At 58.8% G+C, this 23,726-nt stretch carries 14 protein-coding genes; 5 read left to right on the plus strand and 9 right to left on the minus strand.

The genetic code is table 11. The annotated features are described in order from the left end of the window. Positions 1–66: 66 nt before the first annotated feature. The 3 genes from HJB84_RS02705 (at position 67) to HJB84_RS02715 (ending at position 11,067) form a co-directional block, all read left to right on the plus strand. Positions 67–1,233, plus strand: coding sequence for a hypothetical protein (locus HJB84_RS02705; RefSeq protein WP_221115220.1), 1,167 nt, complete (start codon positions 67–69; stop codon positions 1,231–1,233). Positions 1,234–1,525: 292 nt separating this feature from the next. Continuing rightward, the gene (locus HJB84_RS02710; RefSeq protein WP_311044989.1) at positions 1,526–4,942 is read left to right on the plus strand and encodes an STY4851/ECs_5259 family protein; all 3,417 of its coding nucleotides are present in this window, start codon (positions 1,526–1,528) and stop codon (positions 4,940–4,942) included. Next, positions 4,939–11,067, plus strand: coding sequence for a DEAD/DEAH box helicase (locus tag HJB84_RS02715; protein WP_221115221.1), 6,129 nt, complete (start codon positions 4,939–4,941; stop codon positions 11,065–11,067). The genes HJB84_RS02710 and HJB84_RS02715 overlap by 4 nt, the downstream gene beginning before the upstream one ends. Before the next feature lie 64 nt (positions 11,068–11,131). Here the strand turns inward: HJB84_RS02715 and HJB84_RS02720 are convergent, their stop codons facing one another. From HJB84_RS02720 to HJB84_RS02750, 7 genes are all read right to left on the minus strand, one after another. Next, positions 11,132–13,282, minus strand: coding sequence for a TniQ family protein (locus HJB84_RS02720; RefSeq protein ID WP_221115222.1), 2,151 nt, complete (start codon positions 13,280–13,282; stop codon positions 11,132–11,134). Continuing rightward, positions 13,279–14,268, minus strand: a complete 990-nt coding sequence (locus HJB84_RS02725) for a TniB family NTP-binding protein (RefSeq protein WP_221115223.1) — start codon at positions 14,266–14,268, stop codon at positions 13,279–13,281. The genes HJB84_RS02720 and HJB84_RS02725 overlap by 4 nt, the downstream gene beginning before the upstream one ends. Beyond that, positions 14,268–16,655 (minus strand): hypothetical protein, encoded by a 2,388-nt coding sequence (locus HJB84_RS02730; RefSeq protein ID WP_221115224.1) that lies wholly within the window; start codon positions 16,653–16,655, stop codon positions 14,268–14,270. Before HJB84_RS02730 ends, HJB84_RS02725 begins: the two co-directional genes overlap by 1 nt. 1 nt (position 16,656) lies before the next feature. Next, positions 16,657–17,229 (minus strand): hypothetical protein, encoded by a 573-nt coding sequence (locus tag HJB84_RS02735; protein WP_221115225.1) that lies wholly within the window; start codon positions 17,227–17,229, stop codon positions 16,657–16,659. 136 nt (positions 17,230–17,365) lie between these two features. Further along, a complete protein-coding gene (locus HJB84_RS02740) occupies positions 17,366–17,533 on the minus strand; it encodes a hypothetical protein (protein WP_221115226.1) in 168 nt (55 codons plus the stop codon). A 1,318-nt stretch (positions 17,534–18,851) separates the two neighbouring features. After that, on the minus strand, positions 18,852–20,135 hold the full coding sequence (locus HJB84_RS02745; protein ID WP_221115227.1) for an O-acetylhomoserine aminocarboxypropyltransferase: 1,284 nt from the start codon (positions 20,133–20,135) through the stop codon (positions 18,852–18,854). Positions 20,136–20,277: 142 nt separating this feature from the next. Beyond that, a complete protein-coding gene (locus HJB84_RS02750; protein ID WP_221115228.1) occupies positions 20,278–20,706 on the minus strand; it encodes a CoA-binding protein in 429 nt (142 codons plus the stop codon). Between the two features lie 177 nt (positions 20,707–20,883). Between HJB84_RS02750 and HJB84_RS02755 the strand changes: the two genes are divergently transcribed. Together HJB84_RS02755 and HJB84_RS02760 are read left to right on the plus strand one after the other, a co-directional pair. Then, the gene (locus HJB84_RS02755; RefSeq protein ID WP_221115229.1) at positions 20,884–21,207 is read left to right on the plus strand and encodes a hypothetical protein; all 324 of its coding nucleotides are present in this window, start codon (positions 20,884–20,886) and stop codon (positions 21,205–21,207) included. A 474-nt stretch (positions 21,208–21,681) separates the two neighbouring features. After that, positions 21,682–22,518 (plus strand): EamA family transporter, encoded by an 837-nt coding sequence (locus tag HJB84_RS02760; protein ID WP_221115230.1) that lies wholly within the window; start codon positions 21,682–21,684, stop codon positions 22,516–22,518. Here the strand turns inward: HJB84_RS02760 and HJB84_RS02765 are convergent, their stop codons facing one another. Next, the gene (locus tag HJB84_RS02765; RefSeq protein WP_221115231.1) at positions 22,519–23,343 is read right to left on the minus strand and encodes an enoyl-CoA hydratase; all 825 of its coding nucleotides are present in this window, start codon (positions 23,341–23,343) and stop codon (positions 22,519–22,521) included. Positions 23,344–23,440: 97 nt separating this feature from the next. Continuing rightward, positions 23,441–23,671: a DUF1127 domain-containing protein gene (locus HJB84_RS02770; RefSeq protein WP_221115232.1), complete on the minus strand. Its 231-nt coding sequence runs from the start codon at positions 23,669–23,671 to the stop codon at positions 23,441–23,443. Between the last annotated feature and the right edge of the window lie 55 nt (positions 23,672–23,726).

Below are 23,726 nucleotides of genomic sequence, written 5' to 3' on the forward strand. Positions count from 1 at the left end.
GGCTTCCGAATAAAGCCGCCTCCGCTTATACCGAGACCAAAAGCAATCCATCTGCATGGAGATTTCATGACACTCGAAGAGTTCACCGCGCAGCTCAACAGCGCCACCTTCTGGAAAGAGTTCACGTACTCGGAGACATGGTTCTACCCTCGCCCCAAGGACAAGGTGGAGCTGGCCGATGGGATAGTGCTGATTGGCCCGCTGGCCTACGTGTACCAGTTGAAGGAACGGACAGACGCGAGCGACGACCCGGAAGTCGAGCGCCGCTGGTTCAACAACAAGGTACTCGGGAAAGCGACGAAACAAATCCGCGATTCTCTTAGATATCTCGCCGACAACGACAGTATCACTCTGAAGAACGCTCAGGGTCATACCGTTGACGTAAAAGGACCAGAGCTGACCGACATCAACAAAGTCGTCATCTTCTCGGCGACCAAGGCGCTTCCAGCTGATTGCTGGGAGACCCAGTATTATATCAGCCGCTCAGCGGGATTCATCCATGTGCTGGCCGCGAACGATTATCTGGGCATTCTGGACAAGCTTCGCGTTCCGAATGACATCCGTCTGTACTTTGAGTACCGACAGTCCGTGCTGCCCCGCTTGCGAGAGCAGGACACGAAAGTCGACGAGCCGGACATAATGGTCGCCTTTCTCACCGAGAAAGACCTTCCCGAGCCAGGGTCGAAAAAGCGGCTCCGCTCATTCGTGCAGGATTTGGATGCATTCGATCTAAGTCCCATTCTCGGTGACTTGGCATCCCACATTGTGAAGCGCGATGACGACAACGATTACTACCGTATCCTCATCGAGTTCGCCCGCTCCTCCCGCTCGGTTTGGCGCGAATTCAAGCTTCGTCTGGTGAAATCGCTTGATGCCGCACGTGCGGGAGAAGCCATCAAACCATTCCGGTTCACCTGGCCGGAGAACGATTGCACGTATATGGTTGCCGCCATGGACCCTGACTGGCCGTCGTCTGGTCCTGATGGAGAGCGCATGCGCATGGGAGCGTTGGCGATGTTCACGGAAGCAGCCAAGTATGACGCGAAGGCGACCAAAGGCATCGGTCTGTTGATTTCGAAAGACGGTCAGCACGTCAATCTTGACTGGTGCCTTGTGGACCGCGTCTGGGAGAAAGACAGCAGGATCGAAACGGTGTTGGCAGACGGCGAGCTATTCCGGCCAACGACCGAACGGAAGGTGGATAGCTTCTATTTCCGAGGGGACCAGGAATAGGGACAGGCTGCAAGTATGCGGCCCCAGAGGTTGCTTTTTGGGTTTCGAACGTAAGTGTCCATCGCATACATGGCTGGATGCCGTCGGCTCCAATACTTGCGTCTCGCTCAATACGTGCTGTAAACAAATTGCAAAAAACGTGAATTACTGCGTTAACGCCTTCCGGTCTCTGACTTTAAGAATCGAAACCGTTGAAGCCGGTCGTTTCTACCCTGACTATATGCTTTCTGAATATTGAAGCGAGCTCAACTTTAGATAACAATAAAGTTCGAATCGCTGGGCGGGGACGGTTGTGATTTCAAACGATATTGATGACGATGGACTGCGCGCAGAATTCAGGCGCTGCTACCATCATCTACCAACGCTTGAACGCCTCAATGAAGTTTTAAAAAAGCGGTACTCCGACGCCGCCAACGAACTGCAGATGCTGGTCGTCCGGCGGCTCAGAGAACTGCGAACCTCGGCAAGCCCGCTTCCATCGAGCGCCGATCCAGCCACGAACTGGATGAACGCATTCCTGCAAGCCCGTGGCCTTGGCCAACCTGACGGACGCCCCTTTCACAGATACAGGATGACGGATCGGGAGTTCGAAGCCGGCAGAACGCTACTTCATGTGCTCGCCACCAGCGGCAAGCTTGTCCCGGGCAACCGCAACGCCTGTGGTATCTTCGCCGCGTTCTGCGCGGAGTGGTTCAGGCGAGAGGCGAAGTCGACCTTTCGCAAGTGGGACGCCCTAGCACCGGATATCTTTCCCGCCATCCACGGAAACCAGAAGCGGGAGATGGCGGAGGTCGGCCTTCTGTTCTGGCGTCGTCGTGTAATTGAAATCGACGGAGCGAAAGAATACTTGCTGTCGCTTGCCCTCGAAGGTGGCGTCCCGGTTAGAGTCATCGCCGACGAAGGCGCTGGGTGGCTCCGGGACTATCTGCGACGGCTGCTGCGCCACGCGATTGCAGCCCACGAACTTCAGGCTGTCCGCAGCTTCGCGCATGATGAGTCCTACCGCGTCAAGCCGAGCTATAGGCACGACACTTTTGTCGACCTCTGTGCCGAACTTGCCACCGAACTCGCAAAGTGGCGCGCTGTCGTGGAGAGCGAAGCACTTTCAGGCATTGATCCTGTCTCCTTCCTGGATGCGAAGTACCCCACGTGGAAGGACACGATCCCGGTCTACCTGCCGCCAGGAGAAGACTCTGCGACACGAGCCCTGTTGACTGGCCTCATTGCCGAGAAAATTGAATCGTTCACGGGTGTGGGGATCGGCTGCGAACGATATCTCAGCCTTGAACCCGGCGGTTGGCAACCTGCATTGCGCATTCAGGCAACGGGCGATATTCCTGTCGGCAAGCTCCAGGGTGTTTCGACGGGACCCCGTTGGCGGGCCATTCCCACGGGCGCACTCGCCGACTACCTGCCCAGCCAGTTCGCACTCCTCGAGCCGCCGTCAGAGGACCAGCAAACGTGGCGCGTCCGCCCCCTCGCTGACCTGAGCCGGTTGATTGTCGGCTTCCCCTTTTCAGCGGCGGTGAGTGTCGACCTGAGCGCCAACAGCAGGTTTCACACGTTTGATTGGCCGAATGGACATCGGGTCTCGTCGGAAGTCCTGGTTTTCGAGGAAGATGAGCCGACAGAGAACCCTTCTCTGTTGCGTTTGGTAAAGACCGGGTCAGCCAGCCTGCCCTCAAAGAAGCTTTACGTCCTCGTTCCCGCAACGTGGACGGTAGACGGCGACGACAACGCCTTGGGACGCATTTGGTCGATAGATGACAAGTCTCTCGTCGAGGTGCTTGGAACCCTTTACTTCTCGGAGCCAGGCGCTTCCGCGGACGGGAGATACCGGGTCGTGGCTGGCCGGGAAGGACGAGAAGAAACCCTAGATTTTAACGCGCGTCATTCCGCGGGCGTGATGGCGAACGGTGACTTCGACATCCTGGAAACACCTTTGACGTTCAGGATTCTACGAGACGGGGTGCAACGATCCATCGAGCGCGATGAGCTGTTCTACCGTGTGCCTGGCGGCCAGTGGAGGGCTGTTCTCCGCGGCGAGATCGCCGATCTCGGGATGCTGGAGATATCCTGGCGTGATCCCAAGGCGAACATCCAGATCGAGAAACGCAAAGTCGCGGTCGTTGCGCACGGCGCTTCTGTTAAGGGCAAAATGGCCGCCCAGACTCGAGGGCAGCTGTCCATCACCGATCTGCCCGGGTGGAAAGTCCGCCTACAGGATAGCGCGGTCAGAACCGTAAACGCAGACTTGACCGGTAATAGCTTCGAATATTTGGCGACCCCCAAGTACCGGATTTCTGCCGAACTGGTGCCAGCATTGGGCCACCCTATTCCGATCGTCGTACCTGTCTCGGCACGCGAGGCCATGGTGGTGGACGGCGCGGGAAAACTGGTGCGGGAAGGACAGCAGATAGACCTAGCATTGCTGCGTGGGTCGCGGGCGGTCTCGTCCCATAAAGCCACTCTCGTAATTTCGAGAAAAGGCTCGAAGTCACAGGACATCTGCGTGGAAGTCGATGGTGAGCTGGCCATCTCCGCTTTGAAGCCGTCGATCGAGCAAATTCTGGCGAGCTCCGACCAGCAGGACGTACAGCTCGATTTACATTTTGTCGGCGATTCCAAGCCGCCAATCCGGTTGGCGAGATATCGCTTGGATCGCCCACCCATCCAGGGTGGCGCGGTAACCCTCCCATCAGTCGGCTCAGCAGTGTTTCGGGCGGTTCTAGCGCCGGAGCTTGAACGAAGTCTGGTTAGGGATGCTGACGGCAGGTACAGGCTGCCTGACGATGCGTACGGACCATGCCTCGCTTATCTGCGGGACGGACCCGATATCTTGACTAGGCCCGCGCTCTTGTTTGGTGCCGCCGACCTTCCGGATTTCCCGGCAGGCTCCCTGCGGTGCGGCCTCGCCATTCGGTCCTTCAACGATCTGCAAGCGGCCATTTCCAAGCGCTTGGAAAAAATGGGCACCGAGACGGATGCCGTCGACGACCTCAAATACCTCAGGTCGATGATCACCAATCTCGCGGGCTTGCCGCCTTCTGCGATGGAAGCCTTGCGTCATCTCCCTCAGCATCCAAAGACCCTGGTGCGCGCCCTCTTGGGGGCTGCCGATACGCAGGAACGGTTGTCGGTGTGGGGACTGCAGGGGCAACTTCCCTTTATCTGGCTTGCTATCCCACTTCGCTGCTGGAAAGAGGCATTCGATATCGAACGCACGATGCTCGAAGAAGCGCTCTCGCAAGTTCCCGGCACCGACGAATTCCGGATGGAAATTCTCGTAAAATATTTCCGGGATAAGGTCGCCGATCTCGTCGAGATCGAGCCGGCCTTAGCTGTCATCGTCTCAGCAATCGGATTTCCGCTCGCCACCTCGGCTAAGTCTATCGAGAGCATCTTCGAGAATTTCATCAAAGACGAGCGCGAGCGCGAAACCGAGGACACCCGTGTTCTTCGAGCCTCTCCTCTAGCAGTTCGGCTGGGGGAACTCCGCATGGCACTGCCCAAAGAACTCCAGACCCGTTTCACCCTTTCAGAATTCGATGCAGTAAACGCGCCGATACTTCTGGCCGCCGCGGCGCTGGGCCGAGCTACTATCGACCCAGACCTCGAGGTTCTATTACGCGTAGCGCTCCGTGATCACGGCGGTTTTGTCTCCCAGGCCTACCCCCATTTCTTCAGCATGCTCAGGACCAAACAATGAAGCCTTTCGAAACCCTGTCCGACATCAGACGCCGTTCGGTCGACGCTGTCGTGGCGCAGCTTGGCACCAACAACGATGACCTCAACAGGCATCTGCGCGCCATGCTGGGCAGCGAGAGCGCCGCGGAAGGTTCTGTAATCCAGGACCCCGTCATCGAGGGCGCGCATCCATTCGTCGCCGCCTCAAGAAACATGGAGCAGGTCCCGGCAGAGGTACTACACCCGAAGCTGGTCTCCATTCTCGATGGGCTTGCCGAAGATGACGAGTATCGATTTCCCAAATCCAGGAAGCCGTTCCGACACCAGATGGAAGCCTGGGAAACGTTGTCCCGACCGGGGACCCCACAGTCAGTCTTGGTAACGTCCGGTACGGGTTCCGGAAAAACGGAGTGCTTTCTGTTTCCGATCCTGAGCGATCTGGTGAGGCAAACCGAGGGGAATTCCGCCACACTCGAGGGCGTTCAGGCAATCCTGCTTTATCCCCTTAATGCACTGATCGAGAGCCAGCGTGCACGTCTTTCAGCATGGACAAGACCTCTCAAAGGCAAAGTTCGCTACTGCCTGTACAACGGCGACCTGCCCCAGCCTGCGCAACCCGAGAGTGAACGCAAGGCCAATCCGGAACGACAGATCGACCGGCACCAGTTGCGATCCTCTCCCGCGCCGATCCTTGTCACCAACATCACGATGCTCGAATACATGCTCGCGCGTGCCGAGGATCAGCCGATCATCGAAAAATCCCACGGGAAACTCCGCTGGATTGTTCTCGACGAAGCTCATTCTCTCGTTGGTGCCGCCGCCGCCGAGACGGCACTGCTCATCCGCCGCGTTCTACTCGCCTTCGACACCGCACCGGAGAATGTGCATTTCGTCGCCACCTCGGCCACGATCGGCGATGACCGCGATACGGACGATAAGTTGCGGCAATTCCTCGCGGAGGTTGCCGGGGTACCCGATAGTCAGGTCCACGTCATCAAGGGAGAACGGACACTTCCGCATCAGCCACACGGCGGCACGGTTCCGCAGCTGGATGTGTCCACGGCGTCGCCTGCCGCACTATACGACCATCTGGGCGGTCAATCCCAGGTATGGGATTTCGTAAAAGCCCTCAAGGAGAAGCCGCAGCCGCTGACCTCCCTGGCAAGGTTGGCGAAGTCGATGGGAACCGATGTCGAGGCATTGCTCTCTCTTCTTGCGTCGGCCGAAAAGCCGCATCCGGAAACCGGAGAGCCCGAACGGCTCGCACCGATGAGGGTGCACAGCTTCGAGCGCGCGATCCCGGGCATCTGGGGATGCATCAATCCTGGCTGCGGCAAGTCTCCAGCGGGGTGGTCTTTCGGGAAGCTGTTCTCGGTCAAGTTCGACACTTGCGACGTCTGCGACGCCCCGGTGGTCGAGTTGATCACATGTACCGAGTGCGGAGAGCCGATGCTGGAGGCGGAGGAGGACCGAACAGCCGGGAAGCTCCGCCCGTCCCGACGAGGTCTCGCCCGTGATGAATTTCAGTACGAGGCCGAACGCGACGGAGGACTCGACCCCGAAGAATCCGATGATGACGATGACAGTGAGGAGCCGGCCACGCAGGCGCAGTATGTGGCTAAGCAAACGATCCTTTTCGCTGCCAAACCGTCGCGCGCGTCACGTACGATCACTCTCTCAACGACGGACTGGCGCGTGTTGGCGGGCCCTTCCGACGGCGCGATAACCCTGCGTTACGAGGAAAAATCGAATGCCGACGGAGCATGCCCATGCTGTGGTACGAACGCGCTACGCGGGATCGACAATCTCCTTCGACCAGTAAGGTTTGGCGCGCCATTCCTTGTTACGGCGGCAGCACCGATCCTTCTTGAAGCCGTCGATCCGAGGCCGAATAGTCAACGTACTCTGCCGTCGTCGGGAAGAGGCCTGATTTCGTTCACAGACAGCCGCCAAGGGACGGCCCGAATGTCCGCGAAGTTCCAGGCCGAGTCCGAACGCAACTTCGTCCGCTCGTTCATCTATCATGCTGTTCAAGGTTCGTTGTCGGACACCGCCGACACTCCGGAAGTCGCAAATCTGCGAAATGTTATCAGTCAGATGGAACCGATGGTTGCCGCAAACCCCGGACTTCAACAGATTATCGACCAGCAGCGCGCCGAGATCGCCAAGCTGACTAGCGCCAGTATGGCTGGCGTCGGATGGAACGAACTCGTTGACCGCCTGTCCAAACGCCCGGAGATCGAGTTCTGGCTCAAGGAAGTCTGGGAACCGCGCGATCCCGACCGCTTAGGCGATCCGCGAAAGCTTGCCGAATTCCTTGTCTTGAGAGAGCTGTTCCGGCGGCCGCGCCGCGCCAACTCGTTGGAGACCCTGGCTCTGGCAAGCCTGAAGTTCCCATCCATCGAACGTGCTACCACAATGCCTCGCTCGTTCACGGATCGCGGCAAGACGCTGACAGACTGGCGTCATTACCTCACAGCCATCGTCAATCATTTCATCCGGGCGAAATCCGCGGTGGCAGTTGATCCTCGCACCATGCGGTGGATCGCCCCTCAAATCAGATTGCGCCCCCTACTCGGCCCCGGACGATCAAGCGGCGGCGACAAGCGCTACGTTCTATGGCCCAAGGTGCCGCGGAACCTCTCGAGCCTGTCCACGCCTCAGACGCTCCTAGTCCTGGGCCTGAACCTGAACATCGCCGACCCAGGCGACCAAGACGATATGGAAAACTGCCTGCAGATGGCTTGGGACCAGCTGCAACACGTTCTGAATTCCGACCGCGACAATCCCGCGCTCGATTTCAGCAAGGCGGTGATCGCTCCCGTGACCGAAGCGTACAGATGCCCGGTGACGAGGAAGGCTGTGGAGATCGCACCATTCGGACTTTCTCCGTATGTTCGTGTCAACGCTGCGCCGGCTTTGGTTACCCCTTTGAAAATGCCGGTGATGCCGGTGCAGCTCATTGCGCCGGATGACCCAGCCTCGGCAAGGTCGACTGTTTCGGAATGGTTGACTGCAGACGAACGTGTTGCCGACCTGAAACAGGCGGGAATCTGGATCAACATCTCGGACCGCCTCGCGCTGTTCGTGGATTATTTCCGGTCGGCCGAGCATTCAGCACAGCAGGAGAGCCAACGTCTCAGGGACTACGAACGGGATTTCAAAGACGGACGGATCAACATCCTGAATTGCTCGACGACCATGGAGATGGGCGTTGACATCGGGTCGGTGTCCACCGTGATGATGACAAACGTTCCGCCATCGATCGCCAACTACCGACAGCGTGTAGGTCGAGCTGGCCGCCGCCGCCAACCCTTCTCCATGGCGTTTACGTTCTGCCGAGATAGGCCGTTGGATCGCGAAGCGTTCAGTAATCCGCTCGCCTATCTCGAAAGATCGATGTCCCCGCCTAAAGTGGCGCTCAACAGCCGCCCTATCGTTCAAAGGCACGTGAACGCCTACCTACTCCGTCAATATATGCTGTCACGGGGCGGTGATGCGCTCAAGTTGACCATCGGCGCGCTGATGGGATGCCCAGTGAAGGTGTTGGAAGGCCGGGCCGAAAATTCTCCGGTATCGCAATTCCTGCATTGGCTGGGAGAACCGTCAACGGCCGTTGCCAGCCAGCAGCACCTCAAGAAACTCGTCGCAAGATCGGTATTGGAGACGGAAAACACGCTTATCGAGGACTGCAGGGTGGCGATGCAGCAGGTCGAGGAAGTCTTCGTGCACGAATGGGAAGGCCTGCGTCAACTCGCCCGCGACGAAGGCGAGACGATGAAGGAAGCTGGGCGCGCCCGCATGTCTCTTGAACTCCAAAGGCTGTGCGGCGAGTTCCTGTTGAGCGCACTGGCCGACCGCGGGTTTCTCCCAGGCCACGGCTTCCCGACGAACGTAGTGACGTTCATCCCACATCGATCGAAGAAGGCTAAGGACGAGGAGCCGTCAAAAGACGGTCGCAGGCATACCCGCCTGTCGGGACCACAACGATCGCTCGATCTAGCGATCCGCGACTACGCGCCGGGATCGGAAGTGGTCTTAGACGGTTTGGTCCACCGATCGGCCGGCGTGCTGCTCAACTGGAAGAGACCCGCGACCGAGGAGAAGGTAAGAGAAGTTCAGAGCATCAAGCGGCATTGGCACTGCGCCCAGTGCGGAGCTGCCGAAACCAGCCTCCAGGATGTCCGCGCCTGCCGGGAATGCGGGTCTCAGGTTCTCAGTGTCGAGTATCTCCGCCCGAGCGGCTTCGCCGTGGACTACTGGAAAAAGGAACATGCCGACACCGACAGGATCGAATACGTTCCGCCAGAAGAACCAATCGTGTCGATCTCGGACGAGCAGTGGGTTGCTCTCCCGATACCTTCGCTCGGGCGATATCGTGGCAGCCGGGAAGGCAGCGTCTACTATTCAAACAATGGCCCATCCCAGAACGGTTATGCGGTTTGCCTGCACTGCGGGCGCGCCGAACCCGAGAAGGAAACGGTTCCCGCCGCCGACGGACAGATTTCACCGTCTCCGCTCGACGGCCATCGCCCGCTGAGACGCAAGGCCGCCGACGGCCCGATCGTCTGCGAAGGCGTCGAGAAAAGGTGGAAAATCAAGCGTCATCTCGCTCTAGGCTATGAGATAACGACCGACGTCTTCGAGCTGCAGTCCTCGTTCCGGATTTCAGACGCTGCAGCAACAGCTCTGGTCATCGCGCTGCGCGAGGCGCTCGCACGTGCTCTTGGCGTCGAGGCCGATGAGATGGGATACTCGGTTCACCGGTCGAAAAACGAACTCGGCGGCGACTGCAGCTCGCTTCTCGTTTTCGACAGGAACGCAGGCGGTGCCGGCTTCTCGATCTCGATGGGCGACGATATCGCGCAAGTCCTGCGCGATGCGGAAACTATTCTCGACTGTCGTAACCCGGGATGCGTCGATGGCTGCGCCGCATGTGTGCTGACGCCAGACGCACCGTTCGAGGACGGCAAGCTCGACAGAACGACCGCGCTCGCCTTCGTCAGATCGCATTTGAGCTTCGGAGTTGCGGTTGACCCAGCGGAACGTTTCTCCGACGACACCAAACTGTCCATTTCCGTCACTGACGAAATCGACCGGGAACTCAAGCGTCGACACAATCCAGTCGTCCGCATCTACTTCCCGGAGGACGCCGACTTGGGCCAGGTTCCATCCTGGCCAATCATGCAGACCCTGAGTACCTGGGCGTATCGAGGATATCGAACCGTCGTCGTGGTGCCGCGCTCAGCGATCGCGCAGGCTGATCAGGCTTCCAAGCTCACACTCCACGCACTGGGTCATCGTCTCTCCCAAGCCGAGGGAGACTTCGCGATCCATATTGGCCCCGCGCCGATCAGCAGAAGCGGGGCACCGATTTTCGCCAGCGTCACCGGTGGTCCGGATACCGCAGTCTGGGTGACGCGGGACGGAGCGTCGCGCTACCCCGGGGTAGCGTGGGGTCAGCCGAGCGAAAGCTCGATCTACCGAGGCACGGTCTCGGAAATCGAACCCACGTCCCCAACCCCTCCATCCGACCTACTGCCCCAATCGAGCGCCAAGGTGCTTCTCATCGAGAACAATCTCGACCGAGCTATGAGCCTTTTCGGAAGTGGAATGGCAAGCCTTATCCGGGCGAACCTGCTCGAGCTCGGCTTCGAGGCTGGTGCGTCAATCACCCGGATCGAATACAAGGACCCCTATGTCCGATCGCCCCTCACAGCCAAGTTGCTGATCGACACCGCGTCTGCGCTGCTAAAGGGATCAGCTTCCGGGTTCCTGAAAATTACGACGTCGCCACCAAAGCCCGCAGTATTTCCCCCTAAGTATCTCTGGAATGACTGGCCGGATCAGGTGGCGTTGTCGTCAGTGCAGAAGCAATACGGCTTGCTCAAGAACGTAAACGTCGATGTCGTCGTGGGCGAGTGCGGCCATGGACGTTTCCTGGACTTGTCCTTCGCGGACGGACGCACGGCCTCCGTGATCTTTGATCAAGGGTTCGGCGCTTGGTCCCCGACTGTCCGCGACAGTCGCACGACCCACGACTTCAAGCAGTCGGACCACGCTCAAGCGGTGTCGATGAGCAAAGCGAACACTATGCTGTCTCGAAAGGGAGTATGGCCTACATATGTCGTGCTGAAGGCAATGTAACGGCTGGCAAACTGTGGGCCAGGGCAAAGTCGACTCTCTGGCCGGCGGTCGTTGGTAACTCTCGTCAGAGCTTCGCCTCTCTTTTTCGATGATAGCTCTCCCGAACTTTCATGCGGCTGAATTCCTGCGATCGCTCGATCGAAAGGACGAGCCCGTCAAGAAATCGGTCGACCTCACCGCGATCGGCATGTTCCGTCACGTCTAGCTCAATGAACTCGCGCTCGTTTCCATAAGGGACCATCTCAACGAGCAGCCGCGACCAAGTGGGATCGTAACAGAACACCGCAGAGAACGTCGAGTTCTGCCAAGCCCTCTGCCCGCCAAACGGCAGGGAGTCCGGCATGAAAAGATACGGGCAACGATTGCGAACCTTGGCTACCAAAGAGGTCCAGTACTCGACCAGCTTAGGATTGTGGACCACGGAGGGATCGTGATCGAGGCCAAGCGCGGCTACGACGTCTTTCCGACGCACAACCGTTTCCGTTCGCTGCCCGTTGTGGTTCCAAGCGATGACGGGTTTCACCCCTGCTTTCGATAGCTTTTTGAAAAGCTGGATGGGATGAAGGCCAAGCGCCGGAGCGAAGTCAGCCACCTTCGCATGACGCTTGGCGAACATCGAAACAAGCGAGCGATGCAGGAGGGTAAACCTTGGCCGCCGATCGATTGAACCCAGAAGTCCCCTCTCGACAAGGATCATCACGGTAACATGGCTGAGGTTCAGGATTGCCTGGGCTTGCCCGATTGTCACCATCTTGTGATCTCGTCCGAAAGCGTGCCTTTGCCGTCTGTGGGTCGTCTCGATCATGAGGCTTTTGAAGCCAGGAGCGTCAGTCCGCCTATCTGCGAGCGTGTGCAGTCCTTCCAGGACATCGGTCGCGAGCTTTCCGGGGACTAGCTTGTTTCGCTTGCGATAGAGATCGAACGTGATGCCGAAATCCGGTTTGCCGTTGATGGGGAGGTCCCCGATAATCGAAAGAAGCTTGTTGACCCTGCCAAGGTCATAGCGAGCCCCGTTGCGCTTCCCCGGGTTCAGTCCCTTGAAGACTTTGAGGTGGCCTGCATGGACTAGATGTCTGATGGCGTCCTTATGGATACCCAGCCGCTTTGCCGTCTCCTCTGGGCAGATCAAGGACCCTACGAAGGCCCTGATCCGATCAGCGTCGCCCTTTGCCACCTGATCACGCAACCGCGCGGTGTGGCGGATACCCAGTTCGTCAGCGATGGCAATGAGGCCCGCGGGCTGCAGCCCGAGATCACGTGCCAGGTGTGCCGGCGAAACGTATTCGACAAGAAAATCTGCGGCCCTGATATGCCGCTTCACGCCCGAGACTTCAAAAGTCCTCGCCTCCTTGAGCGCTCTTCGAAGCAATCGTTTGAGACCGGGGTCTCTGATTGCCGACGTCTTTTTGCTGAGCCAACCAAACTGGGCGTCGACTGCCGGGTTGCTGTCGGCAGGAGGTGGGAATCGTCGGAGCCAAGCACGTGCCGCCTCTGCGACGGAAGGCCCTCCTCCGCTCAAGGCATGAAAGCCGTTGTCGATATCGTCGACGCCAGGTTTCGGGATTTCCTCCATCCGCGGGTTCGCAAGGAATTTCCCGAAGATTTCGGAAACGTCGATGACATCCCTCAACGCCACGCCGTTAAAAGCGTCGATCTGGATGGCTTCCATATATCCGAGACGTCCGAGCACATAGCGACCGATACCATTAGTCTCGACGCGGGCCATCCGTTTGCCAAGGTCCCAGCCTGCTCGGGAAAACCCGAACTGAGGCCACGTCCAGGAGACGGCGTTGCCTTCCGCGTCCTTTTGAACGAGTTCCACGCCGTGCAAAGGGCACTTGCGCAACGCAACGATGTCCCACCAATTTCGATGGTAGGCCTTTTCGGCAATGCATCCCGGACACCAGCGTCGGTTCCATTGCGAAATCTGGGCTGCCGAGAACGTCTGCCCGCCCATATGTGCGACCTTCGGTTCCTCACGAGGCGTCGCCAGACGAAGGGTCGCCAGCCAATCGGCGGGAAGCGGATGCGCCTCCAGCAAAGACAGGGAACCGTGAGGGCTCACCGCATCGCTCTCGATGCCGTTCCAGATGTTGAAGGTCACGGCGCTGTTCACGCCGTGGGCATCGATCAGCCGGAGGCTGTATCCGTGGGCGGGTTCATCGTGCTCAGGCGCAAAATTCCACCGACTGAAGGGAAGAACACCTTCGATCATTTTGGCTCCTCCCGGTCACGAAAGGGGACCAACGTCTGGCCGCTCGGAAGACGGTCCTCTGCGGCGATGCGCAGGAATTCGCGGGTGATGAACGGCGATCCTCGGTTGATCGCCATGTAGCCGGCAGGAATGATCAGGTTCATGACGATCTTCCCAACGGAGCCGCCGCCGAACGTGATGAAGTCGTGTAGGTATTCCTCCTTATGGAGATTGGAGAGCGACGGGAACGGCAGACGGGCGTCGACGTCCGCGAGGAAAATCTTGAGACGGCTGCGCCCACTGGGCTTACCATGGTCAAACTCCTTCATCGTAAACGAGGGGAACTGTCCTCGGCCGTAGAGCTGGTCGTTTGCGACAATGGCCTCTTTGACGTTCGGCAGACCTACCAACAGAATGTTGCATTGCTTCTGGTTCGCGATGTGCTGGAGCAACGACGCGTGAGAGCTCGACCGGAATCTCGACACCTGGAAAAGAAAATGCGCATCGTCGATGATCAGCAGTTCTGTCTCCATTTGCCGGAGTCGACGTGTAACAGTCGAGTTCATGGACGCGATCGTCATTCGGGGGATTGTAGACGCCCCCGTAGCTGTGAAAATCTGGCGGGCGAATTCGATGCGATCCCAGTCTTCTCTCGCCTCCAGATAGGCAACAGGGATGCGCCAACCCCTCTCGCCGAAAACCGGCGGGTTCTTGCTAGCGTAGTACTGGACAAGGAATGACTTACCCGTCCGCGCTTCTCCGATCACACCGCCAATCCAACCGGCCGCGTGATTCCCACCGTCAACAGGCCGGTGGAATCTGTCCCTCACGAACTCCAAGCCGTTCTTGAAACGACGGTGCGGCACGATCAGGTTCGTAATCATTTTCTGTCGTTCCGTGACAGAGAGGCTGGCAGCGGCCCGCCTTTCCTCGTCGGTCTTGAAGGCGGTGATGTGGAATTCCGGGAAGAACCTCAACTCCGGCCTGCTGAGTGCTGGGGTGATCATCAATCGTCCTCGTCGTTTTCGTAGAGTTTCCGCAGGAATTCGATGTCGTCGGTGTTGTCGTACCCGGACAGGTGTTCCCTCTGTTCGGCTACGCCGGCTTTCGGCTTGCGTGATTTCCGGGCGGCATGTTGCTCGACCTTCGCCGCAAGAGGATCGCCGGGGATGAGCTGACCGTTCTCGTCGCGCTGATGGATTTCTGGGGGCGTATCTTCGGGGCGGTAGTCATTGGCGGCCGGAGAAGCCCGCTTCCGGCCGGGCGGCGAAAACGGGTTCGCTGGATCGATGAAGTTCGAGCTCGCGGCGGCGCTGGTGACCGTCTCGACGATACGGCTACGACGGGTCTTGGTGGCAACGCCGCGATAGAAAGCCGCAAGCTGATCGGCTGTTTTGTGCTTCCTTCGCTCGGCGTGGATGTTGGTCAGGTCGTCCCCATCAGCCGCGAGGGAAGCTTCGAGGTCCCTGATGTTGGTCACGGGTCGTCGACTGTGCTTGTTGTGGTGTTGGATGGCCCGCTTGTGCTGGTAGAGCCGAAGGCCGCTCGCATAGCTCAGATCGGCGGCGACCGCGGGCACCTTGACCGCCAGGTCTGCACCCGGAACAGTCACGTAAATGAAGCCAAGGTCGGAAGGATCACGACAGCACTGGTAAAGCGTAGTCGGCTTGCGCGGCTTTCTGGCATTTGCGCGGTTTGGAGGCGTGCTCGTCGGCGACGTTGCCATGACCACCAGTTCGGGTGATGAATAGCGGATGTAGTCCCAGACGATGCAGCCGTCTTGAATGGCCGCCTCGTGTTGCTCGCCCGACAGCCTGGCGAAGATTTCGGGATTGATCGGCTGGCGGTTGCCCGCCTTATGGATGTTGTCGTCGAAGAGCTGCTGCGGAACGCCCTTGAGGCTTCTGAGGAATCCAAGGCCTTTATGCGACGACCTGTTGTAGTCGCAGGCCCAGGCTGTCACGTGCTTGACGAGTTCGCTGAATTTGATTTTGGGCTGACCAAGCTCCTTTTCCTTGCCGCCCTCCTTGCGCCTCACGACGTTGGAAAGAGTGGTCCCGGGAAGATTGTGGATGAGGCTGTCGTTCAGCGTCCTGATCGTCCGCTCGAGGCCGCCTTTCGAATTAGGCTCGCCGGGGCGGACCTCGTGTAGCGTGACGCCGATTTCGTCACAGAACGCGCGCATTTTGTCGCTCTGCAGATGGGTGTCGGCATCCACGACGAGCACGCTCATCAGACCGTGCATTGTCCAGTCGAGGCCGGGGTATTCGGACATATCCTTGGGGTAAATGGCCTGCTTGAAGCCGTGCAGAAATGCCTCGAAGCTGGGTTTTCCGAAGAAGATCGTGAAACCCAGGATACCGGCGCACATGCGGTCTCGGAACAGAATGATATTGGGCCGGCCCCAGATGAAGCTGTAGAGGTCATCAATGACCGAGACGTCCAGCTCGGTGTAGTCGACCTCGACAACTTCCAGCGGGACGGTTGGCTGGAGCTGTGGAATGCGCAGGTCGTGGATGCGCATCGCGCTCTCGAGGTCCTTGCGCAGGACGTCCCGGGTAAAGTGGTCGACACCGTAGAACCGCCGCTCGATCGTTGATTGGCTAGGCTTGACGATGTTGCCGTCCTCGTCGGTCACCAAGGGAATGAGGTCTCGGTTCTCTGGCAGGAGCAAAAGTTCTTCGTATCGCCTGCGTGCGTCGAGTGCCGTTCCTTTGGGCAAAGACCAGGCGTACTCGGCCGCCTCCCTGAAGCGGTCCTCAAGGCGATCGCAATAGGTGTGTTCACGGTTGCCGCGTGTTCTCCCGGGAGCGACCGCCAGCAGGCGATTGAAAGGGTTGTCGATGTAAGCCCTGATGGCGGTTTTGAGGGTGTTGTAGCAGAATGGTTTCTCGTCCCCTGCTTTCTGCGCGTGCTTGAGGGCCGCCCGGAGGACTGCCTTCCGCCTCGGCATCACGGTGCCTTTGCCGTTCTCCCTCAGGATCGAGACGACATAGTCGAGCTTCCGCTGCGCCTGTTTGGTCTGCTCCGGATCGAGGGCAATCGAGGTGTCGATCTGCCGTCCGGTCAGCTTCGACTCGTGGGGGATGAAACGTCCCTGCCGTTCGAGCTGGCTGATCTGCCAGTTCGAAAGATGGAAAGGCTGATCGCCTGATACGTTCTGGACCTGGAACTTGCCGCCGAGGCCGTCCCACTCGCCGTAGGAAACGACGATGCAATGTCCGATCTTCGAACGGTCGGAGTTGAGAATCGAAAACCGATAGCCCTTCGGGAAGCTGTAGACTTGAGACTTCCCACCGGCCTCTGGAGCCGTAGGGAGGTCGAGCTGTCGGAAGTCCATTGCTACCGGCAACCTGTCCCGCTTGAGGAAATCGTTGTGCCTGACCAGAGACATCTCAGTCCTCTCCGGCGTCAACGATTGGGAAGCTGACCGTCGTGCCTTCCGAGATCGGACGGCCAAGTTCGATGTTGATTTCTCCCGCGATGGCTAGCTGGAGGATGCACGCAACCGCCACCTCGCGATCCTGCCAGCCAATCATGTCGACGAGACTGCCGACGGTCGTTGCTGTCCCGTCATGGCCGTCGACCACTCGGCGCACCGCGCGCATCGCCTCCGGGGCTTTGGTGCGGTTGTCCCGCCAAAGCCGACGGACGTTGTCCATGCGGGGCTGGATGTGGATTGCGAGTTCGGTGAGGATCGAATAGCTGGCCCCGAACTGATCTGCATAGGCCGCTTCCAGTAGTGGCATGCGCCGCCTGCGATACCACTGTTCCTTTAGGATCGCCTCCGTGACCACGTCAGAATAGATCACCGTCCCGTCCATCTTCAGAATACCGAGCGTCGGGATGTGTGTGGCCGTCCCATTCGGCCCGTAGCGGTCGAATGTCTGATACTCGATCTCCATCGGATACGGAGAAATCAGGCGGATGGATGGATCGACGTCCAAGTGCCAGATGTAGTCACGCATTAACGGGTCGGCAGCACGGATGCCTTTCCCAGATACCGATTTTCGCGACGGCACGTGACTGGGAGTGGTGCCTCCCTTCTTTCGTTTTGGCACTTTATAGACAGGTTCGTGGCCGAATTCGAACCCATATGGCAACCTACTTCCTGGCATCGGTGCCTCCCCTCGCCGCACGTTCGGCGTCGCCCTTCTGGCTGGGAGTGAGAACCGCGACTGCGGCGATCGTTTCGGCGGGAACACCGAGCTCGTGGGCGAGCGCGGTAGAAATTCTGAATGGTGGCGGGTTTGGTTTGATCCGAACAAACATACGCAGTTCTCCATTCCGGCGCGCATCGCGGCCGGTTACGCTGAACAAAACAGAATGGCGTCACGTCAGGCCGCTTAACGGCCTATTCGGAACAGGGAGATGGGAAGCTTTCTCATGGAGAACCCGCTGTGAGCTAATAAGACTTGTCATTCAGATGGCATCCGAAGGCGTCCCAGTTTTCTGGGCGGCACTATATTCGGACTATCAGGGCCATCGTGTGCGACATTGCTCTTCCTGCGGTTGGATCGGGGCGCTATGGCCCTCAACTGACGATCGCAGGAACAAATAGCGAACACAACTGAAATGTCAAGCGGGATCAAACGAGCAGGCGCAGAAAACCGGTCACGCGCACGGACAGCAGCCGTGTCAACGATCCGTTAACCTCCACCGGTCATAGTGAGAGAGCTTACAAAAGCATGCATACCTCCTTTCTTTTTCGCGGAAGGATGGCAATGAGAGAGCCGGGCCGGTCGCCAAACCAGTTTGGCCGGCTCTCTCCTCCTCCCCGAAAGTCACGATGGATAGTGATCGAGTTCGTTTGCCGAGGTCGAGCTTGTCGACATCTGCTTAAAGAGAACTTAACGGGTTCCGGGCCGATTTCGGCTTCATTGGCACCACGACACCGCCGCGTTAACTTTTCCGCTCGTGAACATCATCACACCGCACCTGCGAGGCGACCGTCGCAGGGATGTAGGCGTTTGAAGGTCGAGCACTGCGAGTTCCAAATTTACCCGAAGAGCCCGCTCGCCGCGCGCTCTTGCATCGGTGTCTTCTTTTAACTGCGGCCGCATTGGCACCGGGGCTGAATGATGCACAGGAAGCGTGGACGATCTCCCAGTCGCTCTTTGACTACACTTTTCAAGTCAGGTGAGCCGGGCGTACCGGGGAGGAACGAAAACTTCAGAATTAAAGACGCCAGTCGGGGTCCTTAATTCTGGTTCGACTTCAAGTCTTCGAAAATAGGCTCTCTTTCGCTCGGGACGAACCGTCTTTTGAGCGCGTCCGCCGGCCTTGCCTTCACCGCGAGTTCTACAATTCTTTGGGGTGTGTCTCGATGTGGTCCTCCCCCGCCGAGGTGGTATTTTCCCACGATTTGGGCTCGTGGACCACCATCCCAAAAGCTCTGTCGCGCAGCAATGAGTTAACAAAACGGCCTTGGAGCACAACCAAAAAAAATTTCAAAAATCTGCTTTTTTCAAAGTTTGACCGCCGAAAGCACCCTGTTTTCAGGGGTTTCGCGGCGGCCGAATCAATACAACCTGCTCAAAAAGCTGTCAAAGGTACTGACGTAGGTGTCAGAGGTATGTGACGAACAACATCAGATCTTCGAGAGCGCCTGTTCGAGATCGGCGATGATATCCTTGACGTCCTCGATGCCGACGGAAAGGCGCACCACATCGGGTCCGGCGCCGGCGGCAATCTTCTGGTCGTCGCTCAGTTGTCGGTGCGTTGTCGAGGCTGGATGGATGACGAGCGAACGGGTGTCGCCGATATTGGCAAGATGGGAGAAGAGTTCCAGCCCCTCGACCAGCGTCTTGCCAGCCTCATAGCCACCCTTGACGCCGAAGGTGAAGACGGAGCCCCCGCCCTTCGGCGAATAGCGCTGCTGCAGGGCATAGTTCGGGTCGTCGTCGAGGCCGGCATAATTCACCCAGGCAATCTTGCTGTGCGCCTTCAGCCACTTCGCGACGGCGATCGCATTGTCGCTGTGGCGCTGCACCCTGAGTGGCAGCGTCTCGATGCCGGTCAGGATCAGGAAGGCGTTGAAGGGCGAGATCGCCGGGCCTAGATCGCGCAGGCCGAGCACGCGGGCAGCGATCGCAAAGGCGAAATTGCCGAACGTCGCGTGCAGGACCATGCCGTTATATTCCGGCCGAGGGCTCGACAGCATCGGGTAGTTGCCGGATTTCGACCAGTCGAAGGTGCCGCCATCGACGATGAGGCCGCCCATGGAATTGCCGTGACCGCCGAGAAACTTCGTCAGCGAATGCACGACGATATCGGCGCCGTGCTCGATTGGGCGGATGAGATAGGGTGTCGCCATCGTATTATCGACGATCAGCGGCAAGCCGTTGCGGTGCGCGACCTCGGCAATGGCGGCGATATCGACGAAGGTGCCGCCGGGATTGGCCAGGCTTTCGATAAAGATGCCACGCGTCTTGTCGTCGATCTGGCTTTCGAAGCTTGCCGGATCGGCGGGATCGGCCCAGCGCACCTGCCAGCCGAAATTCTCGAAGGCATGGCCGAACTGGTTGATCGAGCCGCCGTAGAGCCTGTTGGCGGCGATGAAATTCTCGCCGGGTCGCATGATGGTGTGGAAGACGATCACTTGTGCTGCGTGGCCCGAGGCGACGGCAAGGGCCGCCGTGCCACCCTCGAGCGCTGCGACGCGCTCCTCGAGCACGGCCTGCGTCGGGTTCATGATGCGGCTATAGATGTTGCCGAAGGCCTGCAGGCCGAAGAGGGCCGCGGCATGATCGGAATCATTGAAGACGAAGGCGGTGGTCTGATAGATCGGCGTTACCCGCGCGCCGGTCGCCGGGTCGGGCTGGGCGCCGGCATGGATCGCCAACGTGTTGAATCCCGGATCGTTCTTGGCCATGTCGTCCTCCACTTGTTGCTGACGGGCAGGATCATAGCCTGTCGCTTATGAAAGTTAATCGCGATCCATTTCAACCCATGGGCGTTCGGTGGAAAATCCGTCTCAGCCGACCGCAACTCAAGCAATGAGCTGGACGATGAGGTCAGGCAATGAGACGGGGATACTCGATCGCCGGGCAGCGGTTCATCACCACTTTGATGCCGGCCGCCTCCGCCTTTGCGGCAGCCGCATCGTCACGGACGCCAAGCTGGGCCCAGATGATCTGCGGCAACGGCCTCAGCGCCAGCGCCTCCTCGACCACCCCATCCAGATATTCGGCGGCGCGAAACACGTCGACCATGTCGATCGGCACCGGAATGTCGGCGAGTCGGGCATAAACGGTACGGCCCTGGATCTGTTTGCCCGCCTGCCCCGGGTTGACGGGAATGACCTCGTAGCCGCGCGAGAGCAGATAACCCATGACGCCGTTGCTCGGCCGGGCCGGATTGGGCGAAGCGCCGGTCAGCGCGATGGTCTTTACCGAATGGAGGATTCCGGCGAGATAATCATCCGTATAGCTGTCGTGGTTCATGTTGCTTCTCCACTCCCGAAAGCCCAAGAGCATGATGCCGAAAAGTGTAGGCGGTTTTCGGACGGCATCATGCCCCAATTTTTGATTTGGATCGGCCCGCAGTTTTTTTCGTTGCCGTGAAACCGGCTGCGTTTCTTTTCCGTATATATCAATCGAGTGCTCCCGGAGGATGATTCGATGAAAAAAATCGCTCTTGCCCTCATGCTCGTGCTCGCCGCATCCCCTGCGCTGGCGATCTCGCGCTACAATCCGCTCACCATGAGCTGCGCCAACGTGCGTGCCGCCATCCACAATCGGGGCGCCGTCATCTTCCGCTACCAGTCTCCTCGCGGCTTGCCGCTTTACGATCGCTATGTCCGCAACAGCAATTATTGTGATGCGACCGATTATGCGGAGTGGACGCATATCCCCTCGAAAGACAATCCCCGCTGCCAAGTGCTGAACTGCCAGAACATCGACAACCTTGACGGGATGCTGTTCGTTCCCGATTATCAACTCTGATGGTTTCGCCGTCCTAGCAGTGGTAGGAACGCTATGTCTTTCGCGCTTGCGAAAGGCCGGGGCTCATCCCGCGCTGCGACTTTTCAAAGAACGCACAATCAAAAGCTTTAAATTTCCCGTGTGTCAAAGTTATAGAATAATATCTACATTTCAGCAACATAGAATAATCGGCCGCCTATATCCCTCAGATGGTTTCCCGTTTTGTTCGCGATAGTACCGCGCTACGTTCCCGCATCCATTAGAAACATCTCATAGTTGAAAGGATCGCGTGGATTGAACGCATGTCGCGCGCACGTAAAAATTGCCCCAACCGGCCGCGATTGTTTCCATACTGAAAGAATGTTATTCGACATATGCACGCGTCTGCGACCGCTGCCCGTGCATTTCGTGCAAATCCCAGTTGTCTTTTCAGGAATTTGAAACGCCGAAGGCGAGGCGTTTTCGGCTTCCCTCATCTTTTCCGGATTTACTCCCTTGCCGCTCGACGTCATTCTGCTTGTTCTCTTCGGCGCACTGCTGCACGCGATATGGAATGCCATCGTCAAGGCGGGAAGCGACAAATCCCTCGATGCGGCATTGATCTCGGCCGGTGGCGCGGTTTCGGCGCTGCCGTTCCTGGCATTCCTGCCATTGCCGCAAGCCTCGGCCTGGCCGTTCATCGGCGCCTCGGCCATCCTGCAATTCGTCTATTTCCAGTTGGTGGCCGCCGCCTACCGGGCCGGTGATATCGGCCTCGTCTATCCTCTGATGCGTGGCTGTGCGCCGCTGCTGATCGCCGCTACAAGCGGTTTCATCCTGAAGGAAGATCTTTCCGGCGGCGCTCTTGCCGGCACGATGACGATCTGCGCCGGCGTCCTGACGCTCGCTCTGGAGGCGCGACGCGGCAGCAGCCACGCCGTCATGCTTTCGCTTCTCAATGCCTGCGTCATCGCCAGCTACACCTATGTTGATGGCATCGGCGCACGCCTTTCCGGCAATGCGATTTCCTACACGTTGTGGATGTCGCTACTGCCACCCGTCCTATTATTCTCCTGGGCGGTTTCGCAGCGCGGCACCTTGGCCGTGGCGCGTCATGTTCGTCGCAACTGGTGGCGCGGCCTCCTCGGCGGCGCCGGCTCGATCGCTTCCTACGGGCTGGCCCTCTGGGCGATGACGAAAGCCCCGGTCGCAACTGTCGCAGCCCTTCGCGAAACCGCGATCCTCTTTGCGCTGGTGATCTCGATTACCGTCTTCAAGGAAAAAGCCAGTGCCTGGCGCTACGTCGCCGGCGTCGTCATCGCGATCGGCGGGCTGGTTCTGAAACTGGCGTGATCACTCGCCCTTCCATTCCGGCGTGCGCTTGCCGAGAAAGGCGCCGATCCCCTCCTGCGCATCCTGCGTCAACATGCTGTCGACCATCACTTTGGTGGCATAGTCATAGGCTGCCTGCACCGGCAGTTCGAGCTGGCGGTTGAAGGCTTCCTTGCCGATCTTCAGTGTCAGCGGCGATTTGCTGGCGATGACAGCTGCATATTTGGACACCACCTGCGCCAGATACTGCTTCGGCACGATACGATTGACGAGGCCGAAATCCTTGGCGGTCGAGGCATCGATCGTCTCACCGGTCAGCAGCATCTCCATCGCCTGCTTGCGATGCGCGGCACGGGAAACGGCCACCATCGGCGTCGAACAGAACAGGCCGATATTGACGCCCGGTGTGCAAAATGTCGAACTGTCGGTGCAGACCGCCAGATCGCAGGAGGCGACGAGTTGGCAGCCGGCCGCCGTTGCAAGCCCGTCGACCTCGGCGATGACGGGTTTCGGCAGATGCGCGATCTTGAGCATTAGATCGGCGCAGGCCCGGAAAGACTTGTCGAAGAAGCCGACCCCCTGATCGTCATCGGCGCGATGGGCGGTCATTTCTTTGAGATCATGCCCGGCGGAAAAGACATTGCCGGTCGAGGCGATGACGATGACGCGCACATCCGAATCCGACCCTCCCGTATCGAGCGCGATCATCAGCCTCTCGAGCAGCGCGATCGACAGCACATTGGCCGGCGGGTTGTTGAGCACGAGGCGCAACACGCCGTCGCGCAGTGAGCGGACCAGCAATCCATCCGCCTTGTTTGCGTCCGGGAAGGCTACGATTTCGGCCATGATGCTGCTCCCTGCGTTCGATTGCCAGACGGCACGTATTGCCACAAGGCGCCGGCAATTTCGAGCAGGATCCGCGTTTTCCGCACAAGCCGCACAGTCAGCACCAGAACCAGGACTTTGCTGTCTCATCCTTCGCCTGCGCACGGGTCAGACCGACATCGCAAAGCTCGTTGTCGGTGAGTTCCGACAGCCTGCGGCGGCTCCGTCGCTTTTCAAGGCGATGCGCGACGGCTGCCAGCAGCCGCCGGCCCCAGCGCGCCGTTCCGCGAAGTCTCGACTGAACGATATCGCGCGGTGTCGCAAGGATCTCGCTAATCTCCAAGGCCATCTCTTTTTCCCTTTTTTCGATGGATAAAAGATGCGCTGGATAATGCAGCGAATGA

The organism is Rhizobium sp. NZLR1b, from assembly GCF_019685155.1.
GTDB lineage: Bacteria > Pseudomonadota > Alphaproteobacteria > Rhizobiales > Rhizobiaceae > Rhizobium.

Coding starts and splice junctions, on each gene's coding strand:
- HJB84_RS02705 (WP_221115220.1), top strand. CDS start 67: ATGACACTCGAAGAGTTCACCGCGCAGCTCAACAGCGCCACCTTCTGG.
- HJB84_RS02715 (WP_221115221.1), top strand. CDS start 4,939: ATGAAGCCTTTCGAAACCCTGTCCGACATCAGACGCCGTTCGGTCGAC.
- HJB84_RS02720 (WP_221115222.1), bottom strand. CDS start 13,282: ATGATCGAAGGTGTTCTTCCCTTCAGTCGGTGGAATTTTGCGCCTGAG.
- HJB84_RS02725 (WP_221115223.1), bottom strand. CDS start 14,268: ATGATCACCCCAGCACTCAGCAGGCCGGAGTTGAGGTTCTTCCCGGAA.
- HJB84_RS02730 (WP_221115224.1), bottom strand. CDS start 16,655: ATGTCTCTGGTCAGGCACAACGATTTCCTCAAGCGGGACAGGTTGCCG.
- HJB84_RS02735 (WP_221115225.1), bottom strand. CDS start 17,229: ATGCGTGACTACATCTGGCACTTGGACGTCGATCCATCCATCCGCCTG.
- HJB84_RS02740 (WP_221115226.1), bottom strand. CDS start 17,533: ATGTTTGTTCGGATCAAACCAAACCCGCCACCATTCAGAATTTCTACC.
- HJB84_RS02745 (WP_221115227.1), bottom strand. CDS start 20,135: ATGGCCAAGAACGATCCGGGATTCAACACGTTGGCGATCCATGCCGGC.
- HJB84_RS02750 (WP_221115228.1), bottom strand. CDS start 20,706: ATGAACCACGACAGCTATACGGATGATTATCTCGCCGGAATCCTCCAT.
- HJB84_RS02755 (WP_221115229.1), top strand. CDS start 20,884: ATGAAAAAAATCGCTCTTGCCCTCATGCTCGTGCTCGCCGCATCCCCT.
- HJB84_RS02765 (WP_221115231.1), bottom strand. CDS start 23,343: ATGGCCGAAATCGTAGCCTTCCCGGACGCAAACAAGGCGGATGGATTG.
- HJB84_RS02770 (WP_221115232.1), bottom strand. CDS start 23,671: ATGGCCTTGGAGATTAGCGAGATCCTTGCGACACCGCGCGATATCGTT.